The organism is Peribacillus sp. S4, assembly GCF_046715815.1.
Lineage (GTDB): Bacteria > Bacillota > Bacilli > Bacillales > DSM-1321 > Peribacillus > Peribacillus frigoritolerans.
The window spans coordinates 100,001-125,929 of sequence record NZ_CP175708.1 but is presented as its reverse complement, the minus strand read 5'-3'; the positions used below and the strand labels follow the sequence as shown (position 1 = coordinate 125,929).

The 25,929-nt window shown below is 42.3% G+C and carries 25 protein-coding genes, 2 rRNA genes and 2 other annotated features (1 of these 29 running past the window's edge); all 27 genes read right to left on the bottom strand.

Features of this window, described 5'->3' with window-relative positions; genetic code table 11:
• Nucleotides 1-150: 150 nt before the first annotated feature.
• Entirely contained in the window at nt 151-3,720 is a 3,570-nt protein-coding gene (gene rpoB / locus ACJ9PY_RS00665; RefSeq protein WP_048677874.1) for a DNA-directed RNA polymerase subunit beta, read from the bottom strand.
• A 238-nt stretch (nt 3,721-3,958) separates the two neighbouring features.
• Entirely contained in the window at nt 3,959-4,564 is a 606-nt protein-coding gene (locus ACJ9PY_RS00660; RefSeq protein WP_063577540.1) for a class I SAM-dependent methyltransferase, read from the bottom strand.
• Between the two features lie 195 nt (nt 4,565-4,759).
• Entirely contained in the window at nt 4,760-5,119 is a 360-nt protein-coding gene (rplL, locus tag ACJ9PY_RS00655; RefSeq protein ID WP_048677872.1) for a 50S ribosomal protein L7/L12, read from the bottom strand.
• 62 nt (nt 5,120-5,181) lie between these two features.
• A complete protein-coding gene (rplJ, locus tag ACJ9PY_RS00650; protein ID WP_048677870.1) occupies nt 5,182-5,682 on the bottom strand; it encodes a 50S ribosomal protein L10 in 501 nt (166 codons plus the stop codon).
• 39 nt (nt 5,683-5,721) lie between these two features.
• Nucleotides 5,722-5,872, bottom strand: a sequence feature (ribosomal protein L10 leader region).
• 50 nt (nt 5,873-5,922) lie between these two features.
• The gene (gene rplA, locus ACJ9PY_RS00645) at nt 5,923-6,615 is read right to left on the bottom strand and encodes a 50S ribosomal protein L1 (protein WP_048677868.1); all 693 of its coding nucleotides are present in this window, start codon (nt 6,613-6,615) and stop codon (nt 5,923-5,925) included.
• 104 nt (nt 6,616-6,719) lie between these two features.
• Nucleotides 6,720-7,145: a 50S ribosomal protein L11 gene (gene rplK, locus ACJ9PY_RS00640; protein WP_034305057.1), complete on the bottom strand. Its 426-nt coding sequence runs from the start codon at nt 7,143-7,145 to the stop codon at nt 6,720-6,722.
• 174 nt (nt 7,146-7,319) lie between these two features.
• Nucleotides 7,320-7,853, bottom strand: coding sequence for a transcription termination/antitermination protein NusG (nusG, locus tag ACJ9PY_RS00635; RefSeq protein ID WP_048677866.1), 534 nt, complete (start codon nt 7,851-7,853; stop codon nt 7,320-7,322).
• 258 nt (nt 7,854-8,111) lie between these two features.
• On the bottom strand, nt 8,112-8,294 hold the full coding sequence (secE, locus tag ACJ9PY_RS00630; protein ID WP_034305062.1) for a preprotein translocase subunit SecE: 183 nt from the start codon (nt 8,292-8,294) through the stop codon (nt 8,112-8,114).
• Nucleotides 8,295-8,344: 50 nt separating this feature from the next.
• A complete protein-coding gene (gene rpmG, locus ACJ9PY_RS00625; RefSeq protein WP_072273931.1) occupies nt 8,345-8,494 on the bottom strand; it encodes a 50S ribosomal protein L33 in 150 nt (49 codons plus the stop codon).
• Nucleotides 8,495-8,687: 193 nt separating this feature from the next.
• Nucleotides 8,688-9,320 carry an RNA polymerase sporulation sigma factor SigH gene (sigH, locus tag ACJ9PY_RS00620; protein WP_094246690.1) on the bottom strand — a complete coding sequence of 211 codons (633 nt, stop codon included), beginning with the start codon at nt 9,318-9,320 and terminating at the stop codon, nt 8,688-8,690.
• An 85-nt stretch (nt 9,321-9,405) separates the two neighbouring features.
• Nucleotides 9,406-9,915: an NYN domain-containing protein gene (locus ACJ9PY_RS00615; protein WP_034305067.1), complete on the bottom strand. Its 510-nt coding sequence runs from the start codon at nt 9,913-9,915 to the stop codon at nt 9,406-9,408.
• 4 nt (nt 9,916-9,919) lie between these two features.
• On the bottom strand, nt 9,920-10,663 hold the full coding sequence (gene rlmB / locus ACJ9PY_RS00610; RefSeq protein WP_034305069.1) for a 23S rRNA (guanosine(2251)-2'-O)-methyltransferase RlmB: 744 nt from the start codon (nt 10,661-10,663) through the stop codon (nt 9,920-9,922).
• Nucleotides 10,660-11,082, bottom strand: coding sequence for a Mini-ribonuclease 3 (locus ACJ9PY_RS00605; RefSeq protein ID WP_034305071.1), 423 nt, complete (start codon nt 11,080-11,082; stop codon nt 10,660-10,662). Before ACJ9PY_RS00605 ends, rlmB begins: the two co-directional genes overlap by 4 nt.
• Before the next feature lie 3 nt (nt 11,083-11,085).
• Nucleotides 11,086-12,483, bottom strand: a complete 1,398-nt coding sequence (gene cysS / locus ACJ9PY_RS00600) for a cysteine--tRNA ligase (protein WP_283929769.1) — start codon at nt 12,481-12,483, stop codon at nt 11,086-11,088.
• Nucleotide 12,484: 1 nt separating this feature from the next.
• On the bottom strand, nt 12,485-13,126 hold the full coding sequence (gene cysE, locus ACJ9PY_RS00595; RefSeq protein WP_194719511.1) for a serine O-acetyltransferase: 642 nt from the start codon (nt 13,124-13,126) through the stop codon (nt 12,485-12,487).
• 94 nt (nt 13,127-13,220) lie between these two features.
• Nucleotides 13,221-13,468, bottom strand: a binding site (T-box leader).
• 42 nt (nt 13,469-13,510) lie between these two features.
• Entirely contained in the window at nt 13,511-14,968 is a 1,458-nt protein-coding gene (gltX, locus tag ACJ9PY_RS00590) for a glutamate--tRNA ligase (RefSeq protein ID WP_053537039.1), read from the bottom strand.
• A gap of 89 nt (nt 14,969-15,057) precedes the next feature.
• Entirely contained in the window at nt 15,058-15,537 is a 480-nt protein-coding gene (gene ispF, locus ACJ9PY_RS00585; RefSeq protein WP_057276469.1) for a 2-C-methyl-D-erythritol 2,4-cyclodiphosphate synthase, read from the bottom strand.
• A gap of 14 nt (nt 15,538-15,551) precedes the next feature.
• Nucleotides 15,552-16,241: a 2-C-methyl-D-erythritol 4-phosphate cytidylyltransferase gene (ispD, locus tag ACJ9PY_RS00580; RefSeq protein ID WP_098865953.1), complete on the bottom strand. Its 690-nt coding sequence runs from the start codon at nt 16,239-16,241 to the stop codon at nt 15,552-15,554.
• 21 nt (nt 16,242-16,262) lie between these two features.
• Nucleotides 16,263-17,360, bottom strand: coding sequence for a PIN/TRAM domain-containing protein (locus ACJ9PY_RS00575; RefSeq protein WP_411739338.1), 1,098 nt, complete (start codon nt 17,358-17,360; stop codon nt 16,263-16,265).
• Nucleotides 17,361-17,583: 223 nt separating this feature from the next.
• Nucleotides 17,584-18,657, bottom strand: coding sequence for a DNA integrity scanning diadenylate cyclase DisA (gene disA / locus ACJ9PY_RS00570; protein ID WP_034305085.1), 1,074 nt, complete (start codon nt 18,655-18,657; stop codon nt 17,584-17,586).
• 2 nt (nt 18,658-18,659) lie between these two features.
• Complete coding sequence (gene radA, locus ACJ9PY_RS00565) at nt 18,660-20,048, bottom strand: DNA repair protein RadA (protein WP_053537036.1); 1,389 nt, start codon at nt 20,046-20,048, stop codon at nt 18,660-18,662.
• Between the two features lie 198 nt (nt 20,049-20,246).
• A complete protein-coding gene (clpC, locus tag ACJ9PY_RS00560) occupies nt 20,247-22,688 on the bottom strand; it encodes an ATP-dependent protease ATP-binding subunit ClpC (protein ID WP_034305090.1) in 2,442 nt (813 codons plus the stop codon).
• Nucleotides 22,689-22,818: 130 nt separating this feature from the next.
• On the bottom strand, nt 22,819-23,895 hold the full coding sequence (locus ACJ9PY_RS00555; protein WP_034305092.1) for a protein arginine kinase: 1,077 nt from the start codon (nt 23,893-23,895) through the stop codon (nt 22,819-22,821).
• Nucleotides 23,892-24,443 carry a UvrB/UvrC motif-containing protein gene (locus ACJ9PY_RS00550; RefSeq protein WP_187050325.1) on the bottom strand — a complete coding sequence of 184 codons (552 nt, stop codon included), beginning with the start codon at nt 24,441-24,443 and terminating at the stop codon, nt 23,892-23,894. The genes ACJ9PY_RS00555 and ACJ9PY_RS00550 overlap by 4 nt, the downstream gene beginning before the upstream one ends.
• A gap of 21 nt (nt 24,444-24,464) precedes the next feature.
• The gene (locus ACJ9PY_RS00545) at nt 24,465-24,926 is read right to left on the bottom strand and encodes a CtsR family transcriptional regulator (RefSeq protein ID WP_034305095.1); all 462 of its coding nucleotides are present in this window, start codon (nt 24,924-24,926) and stop codon (nt 24,465-24,467) included.
• A gap of 358 nt (nt 24,927-25,284) precedes the next feature.
• Nucleotides 25,285-25,400: ribosomal RNA gene (gene rrf / locus ACJ9PY_RS00540) — 5S ribosomal RNA — on the bottom strand.
• A gap of 64 nt (nt 25,401-25,464) precedes the next feature.
• Nucleotides 25,465-25,929, bottom strand: a 23S ribosomal RNA gene (locus ACJ9PY_RS00535) (it continues 2,468 nt past the right edge of the window).

The window sequence follows — 25,929 nt, the reverse complement described above, 5'->3', positions numbered from 1 at the left end:
CTTGATTGCCGTCACGTTATGAGGCAATCTTACACCGGATGATGGTTGATTGAATCAATAAGGCTCTAACAAGGCAGCATGATTTTCTAATGAACATCTCGCTGCCAGTCAGAGCAGGTAATATATAACTGGATATGTTTATATTTAATTTTATTCTTTGACAGGTGCCCCTACTTCGGAAGCAACCATATCTTTAGTTTCTGAATCAAGGCTTAATTTGTCTGCTTGGTTGGCTTCATCTTCATCTTCCAAATCACGCATTTCGATTTCACGATCTTCGGCATTGAGGATTTTAACATCCAATCCTAAACTTTGAAGCTCCTTAATCAATACTTTGAATGACTCAGGAACGCCTGGTTCAGGGACATTTTCACCTTTGACAATCGCTTCGTACGTTTTAACACGACCCACGACATCATCTGATTTAACGGTTAGGATTTCTTGTAATGTATAAGCGGCACCATAAGCTTCAAGTGCCCATACTTCCATCTCACCGAAACGCTGTCCACCAAATTGCGCTTTACCACCAAGTGGCTGCTGCGTAACAAGGGAGTAAGGTCCAGTTGAACGTGCATGAAGTTTATCATCGACCATATGCGCCAGTTTGATCATGTACATGACACCAACTGATACACGGTTATCGAATGCTTCACCTGAACGGCCATCATAAAGGACAGTTTTTGCATCACGGGACATCCCGGCTTCTTCAATCGTACCCCAAACGTCTTCCTCAGTGGCACCATCGAATACAGGAGATGCTACATGAATGCCAAGTGCGCGTGCAGCCATACCCAAGTGTAGCTCCAACACCTGACCGATGTTCATACGTGAAGGTACACCCAATGGGTTTAACATGATGTCGACTGGAGTGCCGTCCGGTAGATAAGGCATATCTTCTTCAGGAAGAATCCTGGAGATTACCCCTTTGTTACCATGTCGTCCGGCCATTTTATCGCCTTCATGGATTTTACGTTTTTGAACGATATATACACGTGCGAGTTGGTTTACACCAGGAGGCAGTTCATCGCCGTCTTCTCTGTTAAATACTTTAACATCAAGAACGATTCCGCCACCGCCGTGAGGTACACGAAGTGATGTATCCCTTACTTCACGTGCTTTTTCACCGAAGATTGCATGTAATAGACGTTCCTCAGCAGTCAGCTCCGTTACACCTTTAGGCGTGACTTTACCAACGAGAAGGTCTCCGTCTTTCACTTCAGCACCCACACGGATAATTCCGCGCTCATCAAGATTACGAAGCGCATCTTCCCCTACGTTAGGGATATCACGGGTGATTTCTTCAGGCCCTAATTTTGTATCGCGTGATTCAGATTCATATTCTTCAATATGAATGGAAGTGTACACATCATCTTTAACCAATCGTTCACTCATGATGATGGCATCTTCATAGTTATATCCATCCCATGTCATGAAGGCTACCAATACGTTACGTCCAAGTGCCAACTCACCTTTTTCCATTGAAGGACCATCAGCAAGAATTTCACCTTTTACGACATTGTCGCCAACACTTACGATAGGGCGTTGATTATAGCACGTTCCTTGGTTGGAACGAATGAATTTTAATAGACGATATTTATCAAGATTTCCTTTTACTTGCTGCCCGTCTACTTCACTTACCCTACGTACCCATACTTCACGTGATTCAACGTGCTCTACGATACCAGGGTGTTTACAGATTACGGCAGCACCGGAGTCTTTCGCTGAAACATACTCCATACCCGTTCCTACCCGAGGGGCTTCCGGTTGAAGCAAAGGAACTGCTTGACGTTGCATGTTCGCTCCCATAAGGGCACGGTTGGAGTCATCGTTTTCCAAGAAAGGAATACATGCAGTCGCGGCAGATACAACCTGTTTAGGAGATACATCCATGTAATCTACGCGGTCACGCGGAACAACGGTATTTTCACCGCGGAAACGTGCAACAACATCGTTATCAAGGAATGAGCCGTCATCAGACAGTCGTACATTCGCTTGGGCAACTACATAGTTATCTTCCTCATCAGCTGTTAAGTAATCGATTTGGCTTGTAATTTTACCTGTTTCAGGGTCCACACGGCGGTATGGTGTTTCAATGAAGCCATATGGGTTAACCTTTGCAAAACTGGATAACGAGTTAATCAAACCAATATTCGGTCCCTCAGGCGTTTCAATCGGACACATGCGGCCATAGTGGGAATAATGAACGTCACGTACTTCAAAGCCAGCACGCTCACGTGTCAGACCACCAGGTCCCAATGCAGATAGACGACGTTTATGCGTCAACTCAGCCAACGGGTTCGTTTGATCCATGAACTGGGAAAGCTGTGAACTTCCAAAGAACTCTTTAATGGATGCAATGACCGGGCGAATGTTGATTAGTTGTTGTGGAGTGATTGTGTTCGTATCCTGAATGGACATTCTTTCACGGACAACACGCTCCATACGGGATAAACCAATTCTGAATTGGTTTTGCAGCAATTCACCAACGGAACGCAGACGACGGTTACCTAAATGGTCAATGTCATCCGTGATTCCCACACCATGCAATAAATTAAAGAAATAACTGATGGAAGAAATGATATCAGCCGGTGTAATGTTTTTGACCTGGTCGGTCACATAAGCATTACCGATGATATTGATCACTTTTTCGCCTTCAGCATCGTTTGGTGCAAACACTTTAATAGGTTGAAGAAGAGTTTCTTCCTCTACTACACCACCTGATGGATGGAATGTTTTGAATCCTATTCCACCTTCGATATGAGGCAGAATCCTATCAAGAGTCCGGCGATCAAGCATTGTACCTTTTTCAACAATGATTTCTCCCGTTTCAGGATCAATCAAAGTCTCTGCAATACGTTGTCCGAATAAACGGTTCTTAATATGCAGTTTTTTGTTTATTTTATAACGGCCTACATTAGCTAAATCATAACGTTTCGGATCAAAAAAGCGTGATACTAAAAGACTTTTCGCGTTTTCGACAGTAGGCGGTTCGCCTGGGCGTAGACGCTCATAGATTTCTAGTAATGCTTTTTCCACACTCTCGGTGTTATCCTTTTCAAGAGTGTTGCGAAGGTATTCGTTGTCACCGATCAAATCGATGATTTCTTGATCTGTTCCGAATCCAAGGGCACGCATCAATACCGTTATCGGTAATTTCCTGGTGCGGTCGATTCGAACATACACAACATCCTTGGCGTCTGTTTCGTATTCGAGCCATGCGCCACGGTTAGGAATAACGGTCGCAGAGAACCCAAGCTTACCGTTTTTATCCATTTTCCCATTGTAGTAAACACTCGGTGAGCGCACTAATTGGGATACAATTACCCGTTCAGCACCATTGATGACAAATGTACCTGTTTCAGTCATCAGCGGGAAGTCGCCCATAAATACATCTTGGTCTTTTACTTCCCCTGTTTCTTTGTTAACAAGGCGCACTTTCACACGAAGTGGTGCAGAATACGTAACATCGCGTTCTTTTGTTTCTTCCACAGAATACTTCGGCTCAGCTAAGCTGTAATCGATGAATTCTAACGATAAATTACCTGTAAAATCCTCAATAGGAGAAATATCCTGGAACATTTCCTTTAAACCTACATCTAGAAACCATTGATAAGAAGCTGTTTGAATTTCAATCAGATTCGGAAGGTCCAAAACCTCACTGATTCTTGCATAACTTCTACGTTGGCGGTGTCGTCCATACTGAACAAGTTGACCTGTCAACTGATTCACCCCTTAAATCAAGCGTTATAAGGATCCATTTGCCTCGGAAAAGGAATCATTTCCATAGACAAAAAGAAAATGGTTTTTATTTTAAAAACCACTATTTCTCATAAAACGAACTATTATTTATATATTTTTCCCATATTATCCATTGATTATACACCAATGGTATAAAAATTGCATAGTTACGGAATTATATATATGCATTTTATAATACTAACATAGCGAAAATTTAGAGTCAAACCTTTTTGGATAATAGTATATAGTAACCTTTTTTCTTAACAGGCACTTCAACATTTCCAAATAATTGCTCCATTTTATCCATTGCGGATGGAGCCCCTTGTTTTTTTTGAATGACAACCCATAATTCTCCACCAGCTACCAAACTGCGATAGCTTTCTTCTAAAATTTCGTGGACTACACTTTTACCTGCGCGAATGGGAGGGTTCGTAAGAATCGCAGCGAATTGATTGGAGGCAACTTTGTCAAAACGATCGCTTTCGTAAATCTTCACATTCGCGATCCCATTAGAAGCAGCATTCTCTTTTGACAATTCAACTGCCCGGCTATTTATATCAATCATTTCTATCGTTCTATCGGGATAAGCTGCCGCAATCGATATTCCGATCGGTCCATACCCGCAACCAACATCGAGAATATTTCCTTCCACAGCTTCACTAAGGTTGAAACTCTCAACCAAAAGACGCGATCCGAAATCAACTTCCTTTTTCGAAAAAACACCATTATCACTTTTGAAGCGAAATGTACGTCCCTTTAATGTGAAATCCCAAAATTTCGGATTGCTTACGACATCCGGTTTATGTGAGTAGTAATGCTCTGTCAGAGTCATCTCCCCCTATCAGAAAGGAATATTGAAGATTTAATGAGAGAAGAGAATTGAAGAATGGATGCTTGCACGCCGAAATGTTCCAGTAACGATATCCCCGTTACCAAACCATTAACGGCCAGTTCCCGTCATTTCTTTAAAAATGAAGAAAAAAAGCCCGCCAATGATAGCGAGCTTTTTGTTTATGCAAGATTACTTAACTTCAACGCCAGCTCCAACTTCTTCAAGTTTAGCTTTGATTTCTTCAGCTTCTTCTTTAGAAGCGCCTTCTTTGATTGCTTTTGGAGTGTTGTCAACAAGTTCTTTTGCTTCTTTAAGTCCAAGACCTGTAACTTCACGTACAGCTTTGATAACTTTGATTTTTTGATCTCCAGCAGATGTAAGAACTACATCAAACTCAGTTTTTTCTTCAGCAGCAGCGCCACCAGCAGCAGCTACAGCTACAGGTGCAGCAGCAGTTACGCCAAATTCTTCTTCGATTGCTTTTACAAGGTCGTTTAATTCTAAAACAGTCATATTTTTAACTGCTTCAATGATTTGATCTTTAGTCATTTTTATTTCCTCCTCGAAATGGTTGGTTTTTTTTGAATCAGCAGGCTAAATAAGCGGTTAGCTTACGCGCCTTGTTCTTCTTTTTGCTCTGCAACAGCTTTTGTAGCAAGAGCAAGTCCGCGCATAGGTGCTTGTAGCACGCTGAGTAGCATTGAAAGTAGGCCTTCGCGTGAAGGTAGTTCTGCAAGAGCTTTAATTTCTTCAGCAGTTGCAACATTTCCTTCGATAACTCCAGCTTTGATTTCTAACGCTTCATGTTTTTTCGCAAAATCGTTAAGGATTTTTGCTGGCGCAATAACATCTTCAGTTGAGAATGCAATTGCGTTTGGACCTGTTAATGATTCATTCAAAGCGCTAAGCTCAGCACTTTCAGCAGCACGGCGAGTCATAGAGTTTTTGTAAACTTTAAACTCAACGCCAGCTTCACGAAGTTGCTTACGAAGTTCTGTTACTTCAGCAACAGTCAATCCACGGTAGTCAACAACTACTGTTGATTGGCTTGAAGTTAACTTTTCAGAAATCTCAGCAACGATTTTTTGCTTTTGTTCAATAATTGCGTTCATCCTTACACCTCCTGTAGATTTGCTTGAAAACATTTATACCGTTTCAAAGAAAAAGCCTTCATCTCTATTGCAGACATGAAGGCAGTAATTTCAAAAGTCATAGTCAAGGACTATTATTATCGAATTACCTCGGCAGGGAATTAAGCTCGTAATGAGCACCTACTGTCTACGGTACAAATAGTATTCATTTATTCACAACAAAACTTATTATAACAATAATAGTTTTGGTATGTCAATTATTTATTTGAAAGAAGAAGGATCAACTTTCACGCCAGGGCCCATTGTAGTTGTTACAGAAACGTTTTTCATGTAAGTTCCTTTAGCAGCCGCAGGTTTAACTTTCAATAATGTATCATAGATAGTAGTGAAGTTTTCCACTAGTTTAGCATCTTCGAAAGATACTTTACCGATTGGAGCATGGATGTTACCAGCTTTATCTACGCGGTATTCAACTTTACCAGCTTTGATTTCATTAACAGCTTTCGTTACATCGAAAGTTACTGTGCCAGTTTTAGGGTTAGGCATTAAACCTTTAGGTCCTAATACACGGCCAAGTTTACCAACTTCACCCATCATGTCTGGAGTCGCAACGATTACATCGAATTCGAACCATCCTTGTTGGATTTTGTTGATGTAGTCAGATTCGCCAACGTAGTCAGCACCAGCAGCTTCCGCTTCTTTTGCTTTTTCGCCTTTTGCGAATACTAATACGCGTTGAGTTTTACCAGTACCATTCGGAAGAACAACAGCTCCACGAATTTGTTGGTCAGCTTTCTTAGGGTCTACGCCTAAACGGAAAGCAACTTCAACAGTCGCATCGAATTTTGCGAAGTTTGCTTTTTTAGCAACTTCGATTGCTTCAGTTACAGCATAAGCCTTAGAAACTTCTACAAGCTTAGCTGCTTCAAGATACTTTTTACCTTTTTTCGCCATGATATAAATCCTCCTAAATTGTGGTTTTAACGGAATGACCTCCCACGAATAAAGGTTGCGAGTATCAATCGCAACCCCGTAGAAACAAATAGCAATTACATGGATTAGTCTTCGATGACAATACCCATGCTGCGAGCAGTACCTTCAACCATACGCATTGCAGCTTCAACGCTTGCAGCGTTTAGGTCAGGCATTTTAGTTTCAGCAATCTCGCGCACTTGATCACGCTTGACTGTAGCAACTTTATTACGGTTAGGTTCACCAGAACCAGACTCGATACCAGCTACTTTCTTAAGCAATACTGCAGCCGGTGGAGTTTTTGTAATGAATGTAAATGAACGGTCTTCAAATACCGTGATTTCAACAGGAATAATTAGACCAGCTTGATCTGCTGTACGAGCGTTGAACTCCTTACAGAATCCCATGATGTTTACACCAGCTTGACCTAATGCAGGACCGACTGGCGGTGCCGGATTCGCTTTACCAGCAGGAATTTGCAATTTAACCATTTTAATTACTTTTTTAGCCACGAGACACACCTCCTTATAAGTCCGTGATGTGGTAATAGGGTAATACCCTCCCACTCATCTTGAATTCTTTATCTATTAATAAAGAATGCTTGTATCGTTGAGGCCTAAAAATTGAAACATACTGACCTTTGAAATTTTACCACTTTCAAAAGGTAATTTCAAGTTTTTTTCCGTTTATAATTTTTCCACTTGATTAAAATCAAGTTCTACCGGTGTATCACGGCCGAACATATTGACTAGTACCCTTACTTTCCCTTTGTCTTTATCAAGTTCTTCAATCGGTCCTGCAAAAGTTGCAAATGGTCCTTCTTTAACTTGAACCGTATCACCGATTTCAAAATCAACTTCGATTTTGCTTTCATCTACGCCCATACGTTTAAGAACGACTTCAATTTCCTCCGGAAGCAATGCAGTCGGTTTTGACCCAGCTCCAGATGAACCCACGAAACCTGTTACCCCAGGCGTATTACGGACAACATACCATGAATCATCCGTCATGATGATCTCAACCAACACATAACCTGGAAACACTTTCTTTTTGGTCACTTTCTTTTTGCCATCTTTCACTTCTGTTTCTTCTTCTTCTGGAACTACAACGCGAAAGATCTTGTCTTCCATCCCCATAGTTTCAACACGTTTTTCCAAGTTAGCTTTAACCTTGTTCTCATAACCTGAATAGGTGTGAACTACATACCAATTCTTTTCCATGTGTTAGGACTTTAACGTCCTTCCCTCCCTGCAATCGATCATTTTCTTTATTAATCTTTATCTTTGAACGTTTTAGCCAAAAAACCATACAGGCGTCATCCCGAACTTAACTAGAATATATTGTGATGATTCGTATTACAGCAGCACTCGTTTTTGAACTTCTTCACTTATTAAAAAAGACAAATTAAAAAACCCGTTTCCGGGCTTTTCTGCTGACACATATTATTCTATCACTATTATACCTTATTTTCGAATCTCTTATTCAATAACTAAGCGAATTAATTCGGAAATACCCAAATCGACCACTGTAAAGAATAAAGCCATAAATACTACAGTCGTTACCACCACGATTGTATATTTGGTAAGCTCCTTGCGTTTCGGCCAGCTTACCTTTTGCATTTCGCGAGCGACTCCGCTGAAAAATTCGGTAAAACGTTTCATGAATGTACCTCCAAGCATTAGAAGCTTCTGTCAATCTATTTATAAAACGGTTATTTCGTTTCTTTGTGAATCGAGTGTGAGTTGCACGTACTGCAAAATTTCTTGATTTCCAGCCGTTCGCCGCTTGTCGATTGTTTGCTCTCATAACTATAATTTCTTGAACCGCAATCGTTGCAGGCAAGAACTATTTTTTTTCGCATTAGATACACCTATCCTATCTACTATATCCATAAAACCTTATCACGACTGTTTTTTATTGTCAATATCAAAGCGGGTTCCACCCATTATGGACAACGTAAATCAAAACATCGGCTTGCATCTAAAAATCTTAGTGAATAAAAAACTTCCATGTGGAGAAGGGACAGATGAAATTAAGCGGAAAAAGCGGAGGGATTATAAACTGATTTCCCTTACTTCCAGATAGCGCTCGAGCTTTCTTTTCACCCGCTGAAGGGCGTTGTCGATTGACTTAACATGCCGGTTCAACTCTTCCGAAATTTCTTGGTAGGTTTGTCCATCCAGGTAAAGAGCTAACACTTTTCTCTCAAGATCACTCAGGAGCTCGGCCATCTTTAATTCGATATCGTCAAACTCTTCCTGGTTGATGATCAGTTCTTCCGGGTCCAAAACCTTCGTACCCGATATGATATCCATTAGAGTTCGGTCCGATTCCTCATCATAAATTGGCTTGTCCAGGGAAACATAGGAATTGAGCGGAATATGTTTTTGACGTGTTGCTGTTTTGATAGCTGTAATGATCTGCCTCGTAATGCATAGTTCTGCAAATGCTTTAAAAGAAGATAACTTATCCCCTTTAAAATCACGGACGGCTTTATATAAACCAATCATACCTTCTTGCACGATGTCTTCCTTATCGGCACCAATCAAGAAATAAGTCCTTGCCTTCGCTCTTACAAAATTACGATACTTTTGGATCAAATAATCAAGCGCTTCACTGTCTCCAGTGTGCACCAACCCTATCAATTCATCATCCTCAAACTGAAGATACTTTTCGTTCAGCTTCATTCCGAATTTGAGACCCACATTATATCCCCCTGACCTGACTCAGATAGAAATATTATACAGCAGGTAAATTTTACCCGTCAATGGTTCAAATTTTCCCCCGGCGCCATTTTTCGAAAATTTCTGCCACTTCTTCACTTAAAGGAATTTTAGCAACGGGTCTTATCGTTGTTGTTTTTCTTACATCTTTCTTGATTTCGCCTTGAATTTCTTCCATTTCAATTAGCAGTTCACGAGCGGATTTCCTTAGGGCCCCTTGGCCAAAGATCACCCACTGTTCCGTGAAGTCAGAGGTTGCCACTTGAATTTGCGTTTTGACATTATTCAGTTCGATGGCCATCTTTTCTATTCTTTCATCCGCAGTTTCATTTTCTTTTGTAAAAATTACGTCAACCTTGTGATTTTTGAATATGCGGGCAATTCCCTGAACATATTGAGCATCAAATACGACAATTACACGGTATCCGGTAAATGCTTGATATTCCGCCATCATTTCTATCAATCGGTCCCTTGCAGCAGCAAGATCCCGTTCTTTTAATTCTCTCAGTTCCGGCCAAGCTCCAATAATGTTATAACCGTCCACCAACAGAATATTCATTTCGTCATTGCCCTAGGGGATTTCTTTTTCTATAAACCTCATACATCAATAAACCGGCTGCTACCGATGCATTTAACGAAGTTACTTTTCCTGCCATTGGAAGACGGATGAGAAAATCACATTTCTCCTTCATTAACCGGGCCATGCCTTTTCCTTCGCTGCCGATAACAAGTCCGATAGGCATCTTTCCGTCCATGTTACGGTAATCATCGCTGCCTTTCGCATCGGTACCGACTATCCATACCCCTCGCTCTTTCAATTCTTCCACCGCTCTTGCCAGATTTGTAACGCGAGCTACAGGAATATATTCGATTGCACCCGTCGAGGCTTTTGCCACTGTTGCCGTCAAGCCCACCGCTCTTCTTTTTGGTATGATGATTCCATGTGCCCCAACTGCATCGGCCGTCCTCATGATCGAACCTAAATTATGCGGATCTTCAACCTCATCAAGGATCATGAAAAAAGGTGCTTCGTCCCGTTCAGCCGCTTTAGCGAATAAGTCATCCAGCTCCACATATTCATATGCAGCCACTTGTGCGATAACGCCTTGATGGATGCCTTCTACCATTTGGTCAATTTTTTTCTTCGGTACGATTTGCACGAGAACCTTCTTTTCCTTCGCGAGACCGATAAGTGGTTGCATCGAGCCTTTTTGCGAGCCCTCGGCTATCCAAATTTTATTAACTTCCCGTTCGGAGCGAAGTGCTTCCAATACGGGGTTTCTGCCAATGATATATTCTTCGCTCATGGGTTACTCCCCTTTTCTTCTTCAATGTATTCAATGGATTTTTTGATGAGTTCTTCCATTCTTTCTATTCGACCGGATAAATACAAAAATCCCATAAGAGCCTCGAAGGCTGTACTGTAGCGATACGTTTGCACATCTGTATTCTTCGGTACCGTACCGGATTTCGCATTTCGGCCGCGCCGAACGACAGCGGATTCCTCTTCCGATAGCCAATCTGACTCCAGAAAGAAGTGGATGATTTTATTTTGCGCTTTAGCAGCTACAAAAGATGTAGCTTTTTTGTGAAGTAGATTGGGCTTGACCGCCCCTTTTTGAATGAGGTGATGCCGTATATACGTTTCGTATACAGCATCACCTATATATGCTAAAGCAAGACTGTTCAGCATTTTTGCATCTACCTTACTATCGTAATGAAGCATTAATTACCCTCTTTTCCATCTTGTACCTTGAGGGGTATCCTCTAATATGATATTCATGTTTTTCAAGCGATCGCGAATTTCATCAGATAATCCAAAATTGCGGTCTTTCCGCGCTTGAATCCTTTGCTGTATCAACCCTTCAATTTCCTCATCCAAAAGCCCCTCTTCTTCAAGGGACAAACCGAGGACAGAAAATAAGATGTTGAATTTATCAAGGAAAGCATCAATTACTTCCTTGTCTGTGTTTTTCTCCATCAAGTAATAATTTGCCTGTTTGGAAAGTTCAAAAAGCATGGATATTGCATTAGCTGTGTTGAAATCATCGTCCATTTCCTTAATGAATTGTTCATGTAAATCATTCAGCTTCTCCAACCAAACATCATTATTCTCAGTCAATCCGTCACTTACTTGAAGGCGATGCTTTAAATTTTGATATGATGTCCTTAAGCGTTCAAGGGACGCTTTTACATTTTCAAGCACTTCTTCACTATAATTGATCGGATGACGGTAATGTACTGATAACATGAAGAAGCGTAACACTTGTGGATCATGCTTCTGAATGATGTCATGCACAAGGACGAAATTGCCTAAGGACTTAGACATTTTTTCATTCTCAATATTTATATACCCATTATGCATCCAATAATTCGCAAAGGTCTTACCCGTCAATGCTTCGGATTGTGCAATTTCATTTTCATGATGCGGGAATGCCAGATCTTGACCTCCTGCATGAATATCGATGGTATCCCCCAAATACTTTTTGACCATTGCGGAGCATTCGATATGCCAGCCAGGACGCCCCTTACCCCATGGGCTCTCCCATGATATTTCATCATCCTTGGCCGCTTTCCAAAGGGCAAAATCAAGGGCATCTTGTTTTTTCTCCCCTATTTCAATACGTGCCCCCACTCGAAGCTCATCGATGGACTGATGTGAAAGCTTGCCATATCCCTCAAACTTACGAGTGCGGTAATACACATCCCCTTCCGATTCATAAGCGAATCCTTTCTCGATTAGCGCCGAGATGAATTCAATGATTGCATCCATGTTCTCCATTACGGTCGGGTGAGCATCCGCTTTTTTGCAGCCCAATGCCGACACGTCTTCAAAATACGCCTTGATGAAACGCTCAGATATGGTCGGAACATCTTCCCCCAATTCTTTTGCCGCGCGAATCAGCTTATCATCCACATCCGTGAAGTTCGAAACGAATTGCACATCATATCCACGGTAATCCAAATACCTACGAACGGTATCGAATACGATTGCCGGTCTTGCATTGCCAATATGAATGTAATTATAGACAGTGGGTCCGCATACATACATCTTCACCTTTCCCTCTTCAATCGGGACGAAGGTTTCCTTTTTTCTTGTTGCCGTGTTATATATTTTAATCGCCATATTATAAACTCCTTTCTTCCTGCTTCTGTTCGGCCAACCTTGCTCTTAAGGCCCTGATTTCACTATCCAATTCCTTAAAGCGATCAGCGATTGGATCAGGAAGATCACAATGATTTAGGTCTTTATTGATTTTGATGCCATCTTGAATGACCACTTTACCTGGAATGCCCACCACTGTAGAATTAGGTGGCACTTCCTTTAGAACGACCGATCCCGCACCGATTTTCGAGTTTTCCCCAACAGTGATGGAACCCAGCACTTTTGCTCCTGTAGCTATCAAAACATTATCCTTTATCGTAGGATGACGTTTTCCCTTTTCTTTTCCGGTCCCCCCAAGTGTTACACCTTGAAAGACGGATACATTGTCGCCAATTTCACAAGTTTCGCCAATGACGATCCCCATTCCATGGTCAATGAAGAAACGACGGCCAATCGTAGCCCCTGGATGAATTTCGATTCCGGTAAAAAACCGGCTGATTTGAGATATGCTTCTCGCCAGGAAAAAGAATTTCCTCTTAAATAGTGCATGAGCCATCCTATGACTCCAAATCGCATGTAAACCCGCGTACGTCAATATGACTTCCAAATAGCTGCGCGCAGCAGGATCTTGATCAAAAACCACTTCGATATCTTCTTTAAACATCCTTAACAAAATGATTCCCCCCTATGTTCCGTCCTTTTCCAACATCCCCTTTTGAAGCTTTTAAAGCATATAAAAAAGCGTCTCTGTCCAAATAGACAGAGACGCTTGAAGCGCGGTTCCACTCTGTTTGGAATGTACGAACCAGGTAAAGCTTTTTCCTGTTTTTCATCCCCAACTTTAATCCCTGTAACGGAGGACATTCCGCCTGTGCCTACTATAGGTTAGTTCAGCAAAGGACTCAAGGGTGCATTTCAGAAAACGAGAGGCCTGAACCACTTTCAGCAGGTTATGGTTCTCTCTAAAAAGCTTCGTTTACTTACTTCTCCCCATCTACGCGTTCTTTTGTAAGATTATTAAATACTATATTACATTTTCGACAAATTGTTAATATAAAATACTCTGAATACGCTGTTTAATTTTTTCTTTGCCCAGTAATGAAATTGCCTTAGGCAAGTCAGGACCATGTGTTTGACCCGTGACGGCAGCCCTTATCGGCATGAATAATTTTTTCCCTTTATGCCCTGTGCTTTTTTGTACGGCTTTAATCGACTTCTTGATTTCATCCGCATTAAATTCTTCAAGCCCTTCGATCTCCTGAAGGAAAGCTTTCATGACTTCAGGTACCTGTTCTTCAGCCAGCACTTCCTTAGCTTCTTGCTCGAACTCGACCTCATCCTTGAAAAACAGTTCAGAAAGCTCGACTATTTCCGCTCCATAGCTCATCTGTTCTTGAAAAAGTGAAACAAGCCCATGTACCCACTCTTCTTCTTCGGCGGTCAGTGTCTCTGAAACCTTCCCGGCTTTAATTAAGTGAGGCAATGACAATTCCACTGCACGATTGACGTCCAATTGCTTCACATATTGATTATTCATCCAAGTAAGCTTCTGCTTATCGAAAAGTGCAGGTGATTTAGACAGACGGTCAGCATCGAAAAGATTAATGAATTCTTCCTTCGTGAATATCTCTTCCTCCCCGACCGGAGACCATCCTAGTAATGTAATGAAATTGAATAAAGCTTCAGGTACATAGCCAAGCTCTTCATATTGTTCAATGAATTGAATGATCGACTCATCACGTTTACTCAGTTTCTTCCTGCTTTCGTTTACAATCAGCGTCATATGTCCGAATACCGGCGGTTCCCAGCCGAAAGCTTCATAAATCATCAATTGTTTTGGAGTATTGGAGATATGATCATCACCGCGAAGGACATGGGAAATCTTCATCAAGTGATCATCGACGGCCACTGCAAAGTTATAGGTTGGAATGCCATCTTTTTTAACGATGACAAAATCACCAAAGCCATCTGTTTCAAATGAAACCTCATCCTTGACCATATCTTTGAAAGTAAGGACCTTCCCAGCTGGAACGGCAAAGCGAATGCTCGGTTTTCTTCCTTGTGCCACTAGTTCCGCTTGCTCTTCCTCAGTTAAATGCTTGCACTTCCCGGAATATTTTGGCGTTTCATTGCGTTCGACCTGTCCTTCACGCTCTGCTTCAAGCTCTTCTTCCGTACAATAGCATTTATATGCTAAACCCTTATCCAAAAGCTCTTGATACAATTCCTGATAAAGGTCGTTCCTTTCGGATTGACGGTATGGACCGTATTCACCGCCAACATCAACACCTTCATCCCAATCCATGCCAAGCCATTTCAAATATTTAAGCTGACTTTCCTCTCCGCCTTCAATATTTCTCTTTTGGTCGGTATCTTCAATACGGATGATGAATTTCCCGCCTTTATTTCGTGCGTATAAATAATTAAATAAAGCAGTCCGTGCATTACCAATATGTAAATGTCCAGTCGGACTCGGTGCATAGCGAACTCGAATATCGCTGCTCATGATATATATAGACCTCCCAGTCGTTCTATTCTATTGTTTATATTATCATTTAAATACATTGGGATAAAGGCATCCACTCTAAAAACGATTTAGTTTGATTTGACCAATAAAACAACAGCCTGTGCAGCGATTCCTTCGCCCCTGCCTGTAAATCCAAGTTTCTCCGTTGTGGTCGCCTTTACATTAATCCTGTCTATCGAGGAATCTAAAAGTTCTGCAATCCTGCCTCGCATTTCCTCGATATACGGTGCCATTTTCGGGCTTTGTGCAATGATTGTACAATCCGCATTGCCTAGGGAATATCCTTCTTTTTTTACGATCGCCCAAATATACTGCAGCAGTTTTGCCGAATCGGCATCTTTAAATTCAGGGTCGGTATCCGGAAAATGCTTACCGATATCCCCTGCACCAATTGCCCCCAAGCAGGCATCGGCAACAGTATGCAGAAGGACATCCGCATCCGAATGACCCAGCAGTCCTTTCTCATACGGAATCGTAATCCCGCCAATTATCAAAGGCCTGCCTTCCACAAGCTGATGAACGTCATATCCTTGTCCTATTCTAAACATATCATTCTCCCCAATCATCGTTTTCCATGTTGTTGTTTATGTAAAATCGCTTCTGCAAAATAAAGGTCTTCCTGAGTCGTAATCTTAATATTATCATAATTGCCCTCAATAATAACTACCTGTTCATTGATCCGCTCTAGTAAACTTGCATCGTCCGTCCCTAAAAATTCTTCAGCTTCTGCCTGTTCATACGCACTTTTTAATATGGATACACGAAAAGCTTGTGGAGTTTGCACCGCCCACAAGCTTGATCGTTCCACTGTTTCCAATACCTTTTTGTTTGCCGCTTTTTTAATCGTATCCTTAACGGGCACTGCAATTACGGCACCTCCATGAAGGGAGGCAGCAGTAGTCAATTCACTGATTTGCCCTAGGGTAATAAAAGGGCGGGCACCGTCATGGACCAGGACGATGTCTTCTTCTGCATGTTGCAGTCCATTATAAACGCTTTGTTGGCGCTCCTTGCCACCCATGACCAGTTTCTTGACCTTTTTAAGCCCATTCGCTGCTATCAATTGATTGAAATAATCCTTTTCTGCGGGGTTTATCGAAAGGATAATCCCCCGACAGTCAGGATCTTCTTCGAAGACACGCAGTGTATAAACAATGATCGGGATACCCGATAGTTCAATAAAAAGTTTATTCTTGCCCGCTTTCATTCTTTTGCCTTGTCCAGCTGCAGGTATCACTACTTCATAAAACATAACGGTTTCTCCTACTCTTCTTTATAATGCTTTTTCTAATAGTTTCGGTTTAGCGAATATCATCCGGCCTGCAGAGGTTTGCAATACACTTGTGACAAGTACATCAATCCGTTTCCCGATATGGTCACGGCCACCCTCGACAACGATCATGGTTCCATCGTCCAAATAAGCGATGCCCTGGTTCTGCTCTTTCCCGTCCTTTATGACCTGAACGTTCATCTCTTCCCCAGGAAGTACAACAGGTTTTACGGCATTGGCCAGGTCATTGATATTAAGTACCGCCACATTTTGAAACTCGCATACTTTGTTTAAATTGAAATCATTGGTAACGACCATCCCGCCCGATATTTTGGCAAGCTTCACTAGTTTACTGTCCACTTCCTGAATGTCTTCAAAATCCCCCTCGTACATCTCCACTTTAATCGGCAGGTCTTTTTGAATCCGATTCAGGATATCCAAACCGCGCCTTCCACGATTCCTTTTCAATGCATCAGATGAATCGGCAATGTGCTGCAATTCGTTTAATACGAATTGAGGAATGACTATGGTACCCTCCAGAAAGCCCGTCTGACAAATATCCGCAATTCTGCCATCAATGATGACGCTTGTATCGAGAATCTTCAGGCGCTTGCTATACCCCTCTTCATCCTCTTCGCTTGCTTCACCATCCGAGTTCTTTTTCTTATTGCTTTTCGTGAATAAACTCAATAGCTCATCACGTTTTTTAAAGCCCACCTGAAAACCAAGATATCCAAATAAAAGCGTAAGGATGATAGGAACCACTGTATTCAAAATGGGAACCTTGATGGCACTGAATGCGGATCCAACCAAGAACGCTGCCAGCAATCCAACTAAAAGACCTACGCTGCCAAAGATTATATCCGTAATCGGTATCTTTACAAGCTGTTCCTCCAGCCATTTCATAAAGTAGATCACATGATCTACTGCCCAAAAAGTTATAAGATAAAAGATAATGGCACCCAACAGTACACTTACATAAGGATTGTTTAATAAAGCAATATCGTCTGCATGTAAAACAATTAATAATTCCGGAATAAGCAACATACCAAGTGTTCCGCCGACTATTAAGAAGCATGCTTGTATAATGCGTTTTAACATCCCTTTCACCTCCTTCTACTCATTATTGACCAATAAAATAAAATGAAACCTTGAAAATTCGTTTTCACTATATACATTAAATTCACTTAAGGATAATGGATTTACAAATATGAATTCTTCTCTTTTTCGTAATATTAGCCTAGCACCCCGAGTTTTGAGTGTCAAAAATAAACACCAATCAATTTCAAGCCCGTTCAGGAGTTTTTTAAAAGCCGGCTGCACCTTACATCCTTCTATTTGTGACCAGCTGATTTTTCAAAATTCGGAGTCCTTCTTTAATTTTATTTGCCCGGACTTCACCTATACCCTCCACATCGTCAAGGTTTTCAACCGTAGCTTTATTGACTTCACTAAAGCTTCCGAACTGTTTCACTAAATTTTCGATGATCAAACCCGGCAAGCGTGGGATTTTATGAAGAATACGGTAACCACGGGGATGTACTGACTCATCAAGATGAATGTATCCATGATAGCCCAGCACCTTAAGAAGAATGCTTTCATCCAGTTTTTCCTGCATGGCCAACTCTTGAAGCCTAAAAATGATTTCCTCGGGATTTTCATCATTACTGGAGGTATAATCCTTGATAAGCCATTTCCCTTCCGTTTCAATATCTGCCAGGATTTCATTCATTTGCAAACGGATCAGCCTTCCTTCCGTACCAAGCTCATTAAGGTACGTCAGCAGCTCCGCCTTGATCCTGAGCACCATCACATAACGGTGAAATACCTGCAAAAGATCGGCATAGGTCACGATTTCCTCAAACTCGAGCGCTCCTAAAACCGATATGCTCTGCTGCAGGACCACCTTGTATTTTTCCAAGGTCTGGATGGCTAAATTAGCCTTGGCAAGTATGACTCCTATATCTTTAAGGGCATACCGGAAATTGCCCTGATATAAAGTGATGACATTCCGGCGTTGTGAGATTGCGATGACCAACGACTTGGTCTCCCTAGCCACCCGTTCCGCTGTCCTATGCCTCATTCCCGTTTCAGTGGAAGGTGTACTGTTATCAGGCACTAATTGGGCATTTGCAAAAATGATCTTATCGGCGGTTTCATTTAAAATGATGGCCCCGTCCATCTTCGCCAACTCATATAATGTACTGGGGGTACAGCTGCAGTTGATTTCGAAGCCGCCATCCACGATCGTTCGCACCTTCTCATTATATCCGGCCACTATCAAACCGCCCGTGTTTGCCCTCAGGACATTTTCAATCCCCTCCCGAAGCGGGGTACCCGGTGCTACGATTTGCAGAATTTCCAATTTTGTTTTCTCATACCCTTTTTTATCTGTCATGCTTAACCCCCTAACGATTGTTTAAGAGCCTCCGAAACCGATGAAACACCAATGATCTTAATACCTTTCGGCGCGGTCCACCCTCCTATATTATTAGCCGGTATGATAACCCGCTCAAACCCTAATTTCGCTGCTTCCTGCACCCTTTGTTCAATTCGTGACACCCTTCTCACTTCACCAGTCAGCCCCACTTCACCAATGATGCAATCGGCAGGGTTTGTTGGTTTATCACGGAAGCTTGATGCAATGCTTATTGCGACAGCGAGGTCAATTGCCGGTTCATCCAGCTTGACACCGCCAGCAACCTTTAAATACGCATCTTGGTTTTGGAGCAGCAAGCCCACTCTCTTTTCCAGGACAGCCATTAAAAGCGAAACTCGATTGTGGTCAATTCCTGTGGCCATCCGCCTCGGATTGCCAAAACTCGTAGGAGAAATCAATGCTTGAATTTCAACAAGCACCGGCCTTGTGCCCTCCATGGATGCGACGACTGTGGACCCCGAAGCTCCTTGCGACCGTTCTTCAAGGAAAATTTCCGATGGATTCGCCACCTCTTCCAATCCATGTTCCTTCATTTCAAAAATACCCATCTCATTCGTCGAACCAAAGCGATTTTTAACCGCACGTATAATTCGATATGTATGGTGTCTTTCCCCTTCAAAATATAATACGGTGTCCACCATGTGCTCAAGCAGCCGTGGTCCCGCAATGGCCCCTTCTTTTGTAACGTGACCGACGATAAAAATCGCAATCCCGTTCGTTTTAGCAATGCGCATGAGTGAGGCTGTGCATTCCCTCACTTGTGAAACGCTTCCCGGGGCAGATGTAACCTCAGAATGGTAAACCGTTTGAATCGAGTCAATTATGACCAAATCCGGTTTAACGTCTGTAATTGCCTGTTGGATATAGTCCATATCGGTTTCAGAATAAACGAATAGATTTTCTGACATGGTCCCAAGCCGGTCCGCTCTCAATTTGGTTTGCTTGACTGATTCTTCACCTGATATATAAAGCACTTTTTTCTGTTTATGCGCCAATTGGGATGATACCTGTAGAAGCAGGGTGGACTTACCGATACCCGGGTCCCCTCCGATCAATACAAGTGATCCCTGTACGATCCCGCCCCCAAGAGCACGATTCAATTCCATTAGATCCGTCTTAATGCGTGGTTCTTTTTCTGACTGAATGGTCGTTATGGGTGCTGCCTTCTCCCGTTCCCCGGAAACTCTAACCTCTGAATGGGTAAAAGCGCCTTTTCTTGCAGGTTTAACGATTTCGGTTTCCTCGACCATTTTGTTCCATTCACCGCAGCCTGGGCATTTCCCCATCCATTTCGCGGACTCATACCCACAAGACTGACACATAAATTTTGTTTTCTTTTTTACAGCCATAAATTACTCCTCTTCCTTTGGAAAAAATATCTATATTAAGGATATTATATCTCTGTTTTATTTAAACCTTCTTAAGGCTAAGTTTTTTTAAAAAAATATTCACTTTGCTTGTCCCGTTTATACTCATATCTACCTATAGATAAAAAACAGAGGTACACTGCAAAAGAATCTGCGTGTACCTCGAAGTTTAGGATCAGGTTATTCACTTACATTAACAGGCTCGCCTTGTCGGATTGCAAACTCATTATTCACGACATCCATTACGACCGTTTGCCCTTTTTTCACGTTGCCTTTAAGCAACTCTTCGGATAGATAATCCTCTACATGCTTCTGAAGCGCCCTGCGGATTGGCCTTGCCCCATATTCCGGATCAAAACCTTCCGTGGCAATTTTTTCTCTAGCCGCATCTGTCAGCTCCAAGTATATCTCCTGTTCTTTCAAACGGGTAGTAAGCTGATTTGACATTAATGTAACGATTTGTTTCAAATGATCCTTCTCTAATGAGTGGAACACGATAGTTTCATCAATACGATTCAGGAATTCCGGACGGAATGCACGTTTTAGTTCTTCCATCACTTTCCCTTTCATATTTTTATAGTCCTGCCCAGTATCCTGGATGTTAAAGCCGACATACTTATCAGTTTTCAAGGCAGACGCACCTACATTCGATGTCATGATCAGAATGGTATTCCTGAAATCGACAGTACGCCCCTTGGAATCTGTCAGTCTTCCGTCTTCCAACACTTGAAGAAGAATATTGAAGACATCCGGATGCGCCTTTTCTATTTCATCAAGCAGAACGACGGAGTATGGTTTCCTCCGCACTTTTTCCGTTAACTGACCGCCTTCTTCGTACCCAACATATCCTGGAGGCGATCCAACAAGACGTGAAGTCGAATGTTTCTCCATATATTCGGACATATCGATGCGGATCATGGCATCTTCATCACCAAAAATGGATTCCGCCAAAGCACGGGCTAGCTCGGTTTTACCGACCCCTGTAGGCCCCAGGAAGATGAATGAACCAATTGGACGCTTAGGATCTTTCAAACCTGCCCTCGCACGCCGTACTGCTTTAGAAACCGCAATGACGGCCTCTTCCTGCCCAATTACACGATCATGGAGGATTGACTCCATATTAAGCAGTTTGTCTGACTCTGTTTGCGCCAATTTAGTGACCGGCACTCCCGTCCAGCTGGATACGACGTGTGCAATGTCATCCACAGTCACTTCACTGTTTTCCTGCCCTTGTTTTTCTTTCCAAGTTTTTTTTGTTTCTTCCAATTGTTCTCTTAAGCGTTGTTCTGTATCGCGAAGCGAAGCAGCTTTTTCAAATTCCTGACTCTGAACGGAAGCATCCTTTTCCTTGCGAACATCATCTAGTTTCACTTCAAGTTCCTTTAGGTTAGGTGGCGTTGTGTATGAGCGCAGCCTAACTTTGGAACCAGCTTCATCAATCAAGTCAATCGCTTTATCAGGTAAAAAGCGATCGGAAATATAACGGTCTGATAATTTGACTGCAGCATCAATCGCTTCGTCAGTGATCGATACGCGGTGATGTGCCTCATAACGGTCACGAAGACCTTTGAGAATTTGGATGGATTCCTCAATTGTCGGCTCATCGACTTGGATTGGCTGGAAGCGACGTTCAAGGGCAGCATCCTTTTCAATATACTTACGGTACTCATCCAAAGTTGTAGCACCGATACATTGTAATTCACCACGGGCCAATGATGGTTTAAGGATATTGGAGGCATCGATGGCACCTTCTGCACCACCTGCACCAATCAATGTATGCAATTCATCGATGAATAGGATGATATTACCCGCCTGACGTATTTCATCCATGACTTTCTTCAACCGGTCCTCAAATTCACCCCGGTATTTAGTGCCAGCCACAACAGTACCCATATCAAGTGTCATGACGCGTTTATCACGTAAAATCTCAGGTACCTCGTTATTGATAATCTGTTGGGCAAGCCCTTCAGCAATGGCTGTTTTACCAACGCCAGGTTCACCGATCAATACTGGGTTATTTTTTGTACGACGGCTTAATACCTCAATGACACGCTGTATTTCCTTACTTCTACCGATAACCGGATCCAAGCTTCCTTCCCTTGCAATCGCCGTTAAATCACGGGCAAGGCCATCTAGTGTCGGCGTGCTTGCATTTGCAGCGGCTGAACCTTGATGACCACCTGATTCATTGCTGCCCAAAAGTTGTAATACTTGTTGTCGGGCTTTATTTAAACTTACTCCCAGATTATTCAATACGCGGGCAGCGACACCTTCCCCTTCTCGTATAAGACCTAGAAGGACATGCTCTGTCCCAACATATGAGTGACCTAATTTTCTTGCTTCATCCATGGAAAGCTCAATGACCTTCTTGGCTCTTGGGGTATAATGTATCGTTTGGGCCGTATCCTGTCCACGACCAATTAAATTTTCCACTTCTTTCTGAATCTTCTCCGGACCCAATCCAAGAGCATATAACGCTTTGGCTGCAATACCATCACCCTCTCGGACCAGGCCCAGTAAAATATGTTCCGTGCCAATATTATTATGACCTAAACGGATTGCTTCTTCTTGGGCTAATGCTAATACTTTCTGGGCTCTTTCAGTAAAACGACCAAACATCATAGGGAATTCCTCCTTAAGAATTTTCGTTTTGAATAAAATTGCTGGCAATTCTCTAAGTAATGGCAGAAGCTTATTCTTGCTCCATATCTATTACATGAAATTTAATTCTCCCTAAAGGGGTCAATAACCTCTATGAGGAGGAAGATTCCGTGAAATTCAAGCGTTCCCGGATGAGTGCTGCTCTACGGATATCCCTTTCATGGGGTCTTAAAGGGCCGCCTGCGTACTTTTGTAAAAATCCCGACTGCGTCAAAATCATCAATTCATTTAGAATGCTTTTGGAAATACTCTTTATATACCCAAGATCTATCCCTAATCTAACATCTGAGATACATGTAGCTGCTTCCTTTGTCTCGATTATTCGAGCATTGGACAAAACCCCATATGAACGGAAAATTCTATCTTCTAATTGTATGTGGGAAGTCCTCGCTAATGCATCCCTCGCTGACCGTTCCTGGGCTATGATTTGTTGCACTACACTCGTTAGATCTTCAACGATATCCCTTTCCGATTTTCCAAGAGTGATTTGATTGGAAATTTGAAAAATATTCCCCAACGCTTGACTGCCCTCTCCATAAATCCCTCGAACCACCAACCCCAATTGGTTGATAGCCGGTATGATATTATTCATCTGCTGTGTAAGGACCAGACCCGGCAGATGCATCATGACTGAAGCCCTTAACCCTGTTCCCACATTAGTCGGACAACTAGTCAGGTATCCTCTTTCTTCATCATATGCATAGTCTATGGATTCTTCAATCCAATCGTCAAGAACATTTGCAATCTTTAAGGTTTCCTTTAGCTGCAACCCCGACATTAAACATTGAATACGGAGATGGTCCTCTTCGTTTATCATGATACTTATTTCTTCATTTTCCGAAAGGAGACACGCGCTTTTCGCTGAATCTTCAACTAAATGAGGACTGATTAAATGTTTTTCAACCAGAACGCGCTTTTCCAGTGGCTGCAATTGGTCAATCTCTAATAGCTCCAATTTCCCAATCTCTGGGGTTACTTCCTCTTCGATTCTTTTTTTAATCAATTCAATGATTTTATTAGCTTCTTCGTTCGAAAAGGAGGTTGGGAAGGTAAAGTCTTTGAAATTCCTGGCCAGCCGAATCCGCGAACTCAATACAATATCGATTTCCGGACCTTCGGCACTCATCCAGGAACTCAAGGCGTTTTCTACAAACTTTTCCAAGCTCATACTTCCTCGCCTCCCTCTTGTGCTTCATACCTTTTTTCAAGGGAACGAACCTTATCTCTTACTTCTGCCGCCTTCTCAAACTCCTCTTGATCAATGTGGACCTTTAAAACTTCTTTCAAATCCAAAATTTGCTTTCGAAGATATATGGCGCCGCCAATCCTTTTTGGAATTTTCCCTATGTGTGCTGTATTGCCGCTATGAACCCTCTTTAAAATGGGATTTAACTGTTCATTGAACGTTTTATAACATTCGGCACAGCCAAACTTGCCAATATGGACAAATTCTTTATAAGATCGATGACAATGCGGGCAGCGCCTCTCTTCCGTTTTCGGAAATGCATTTGCCTTTGTCTGTTGAATATTCGACTCCATATTCAACAATCCTGCTAATAAATTATTTATTGAAAAACCAGGTCCACCTGCCTCCATGAACATTTCACCTTTTTCCTGAGCACATTTCTCACAAATCATGACTTCAGTCTTTTTTCCATTGATGATTTTGGTGAAGTGCAGGGTAGCAGGCCTTTGATGACATTCTTGGCAAATCAACGTTCATCACCTCTGCCAGTTTCATTTATATTTTAAAGTAGTAAGCATCGCTGTTAAAATTCTTGCCCTAAGCTCATCGCGGTCAGGCAGGTCGATATAAATCACCGATCTATCTATGACGCTCATCATAATCTTTGCTTCTCTTTCATTAATGACGTCTTCATTCATCAGCCGTGAAATTACTCCTTCAGCCATCGATTGAGTTACCCTGGAACCAATAAGCGATAATAAGTGGTTGATAAGTTGCACGGAATCCTGTGATTCCACTTTCATGATGCGTATATAACCGCCGCCTCCACGCTTACTCTCTACAACATAACCTCTCTCGATGGTAAACCTGGTATTTATTACGTAATTGATTTGAGAAGGAACACACTGAAATTTATCCGCTATTTCACTTCTTTTTATCTCCAAGATATCTTTTTGACTTATTTCAAGTACTTGCTTCAAATAAGTTTCGATAACATCAGATATGTTTCTCACTCAGCCTCCTCCATTCTGACTTTGACTATATTTGACTATTATTATACAAGGAATAATGCATTTTGCAACTTAAATGCATTTTCTTTCTGTAATATCCATTTTCTCCAAATTATATGTAGTTACATACCCCGTTGAACATTAAAGTTGAAATATCTTATATAAATACCCTATATAAATGGATGTAAAACCTGAAATTTTTCTTCTCCTTAAGAATTCTGCCCCATTTCCCCAGCTCATCCATTCCTCCTCATGATAAGGCAACCAATTCAAATAAGGCCAGCCCGGACTGTCCCTGAAAACGGAAATTTTTTTTAATTACAAAAAAAAAGACCAGCCGGATGGCTGATCTTTTTAAATGGCTTGGCGGCGTCCTACTCTCACAGGGGGAAACCCCCAACTACCATCGGCGCTGAAGAGCTTAACTGCCGTGTTCGGAATGGGAACGGGTGTGACCTCTTCGCTATCGCCACCAAACATAAAAGGAACGTTGTTCCTTCAAAACTAGATAATAAGAAGGTATTTCATTTTTTAAAAAGCGTTGGTTAAGTCCTCGATCTATTAGTATCAGTCAGCTCCACATGTCACCATGCTTCCACCTCTGACCTATCAACCTGATCATCTTTCAGGGATCTTACTAGCTTGCGCCATGGGAAATCTCATCTTGAGGGGGGCTTCATGCTTAGATGCTTTCAGCACTTATCCCGTCCGCACGTAGCTACCCAGCTATGCCTTTGGCAAGACAACTGGTACACCAGCGGTGCGTCCATCCCGGTCCTCTCGTACTAAGGACAGCTCCTCTCAAATTTCCTGCGCCCGCGACGGATAGGGACCGAACTGTCTCACGACGTTCTGAACCCAGCTCGCGTACCGCTTTAATGGGCGAACAGCCCAACCCTTGGGACCGACTACAGCCCCAGGATGCGATGAGCCGACATCGAGGTGCCAAACCTCCCCGTCGATGTGGACTCTTGGGGGAGATAAGCCTGTTATCCCCGGGGTAGCT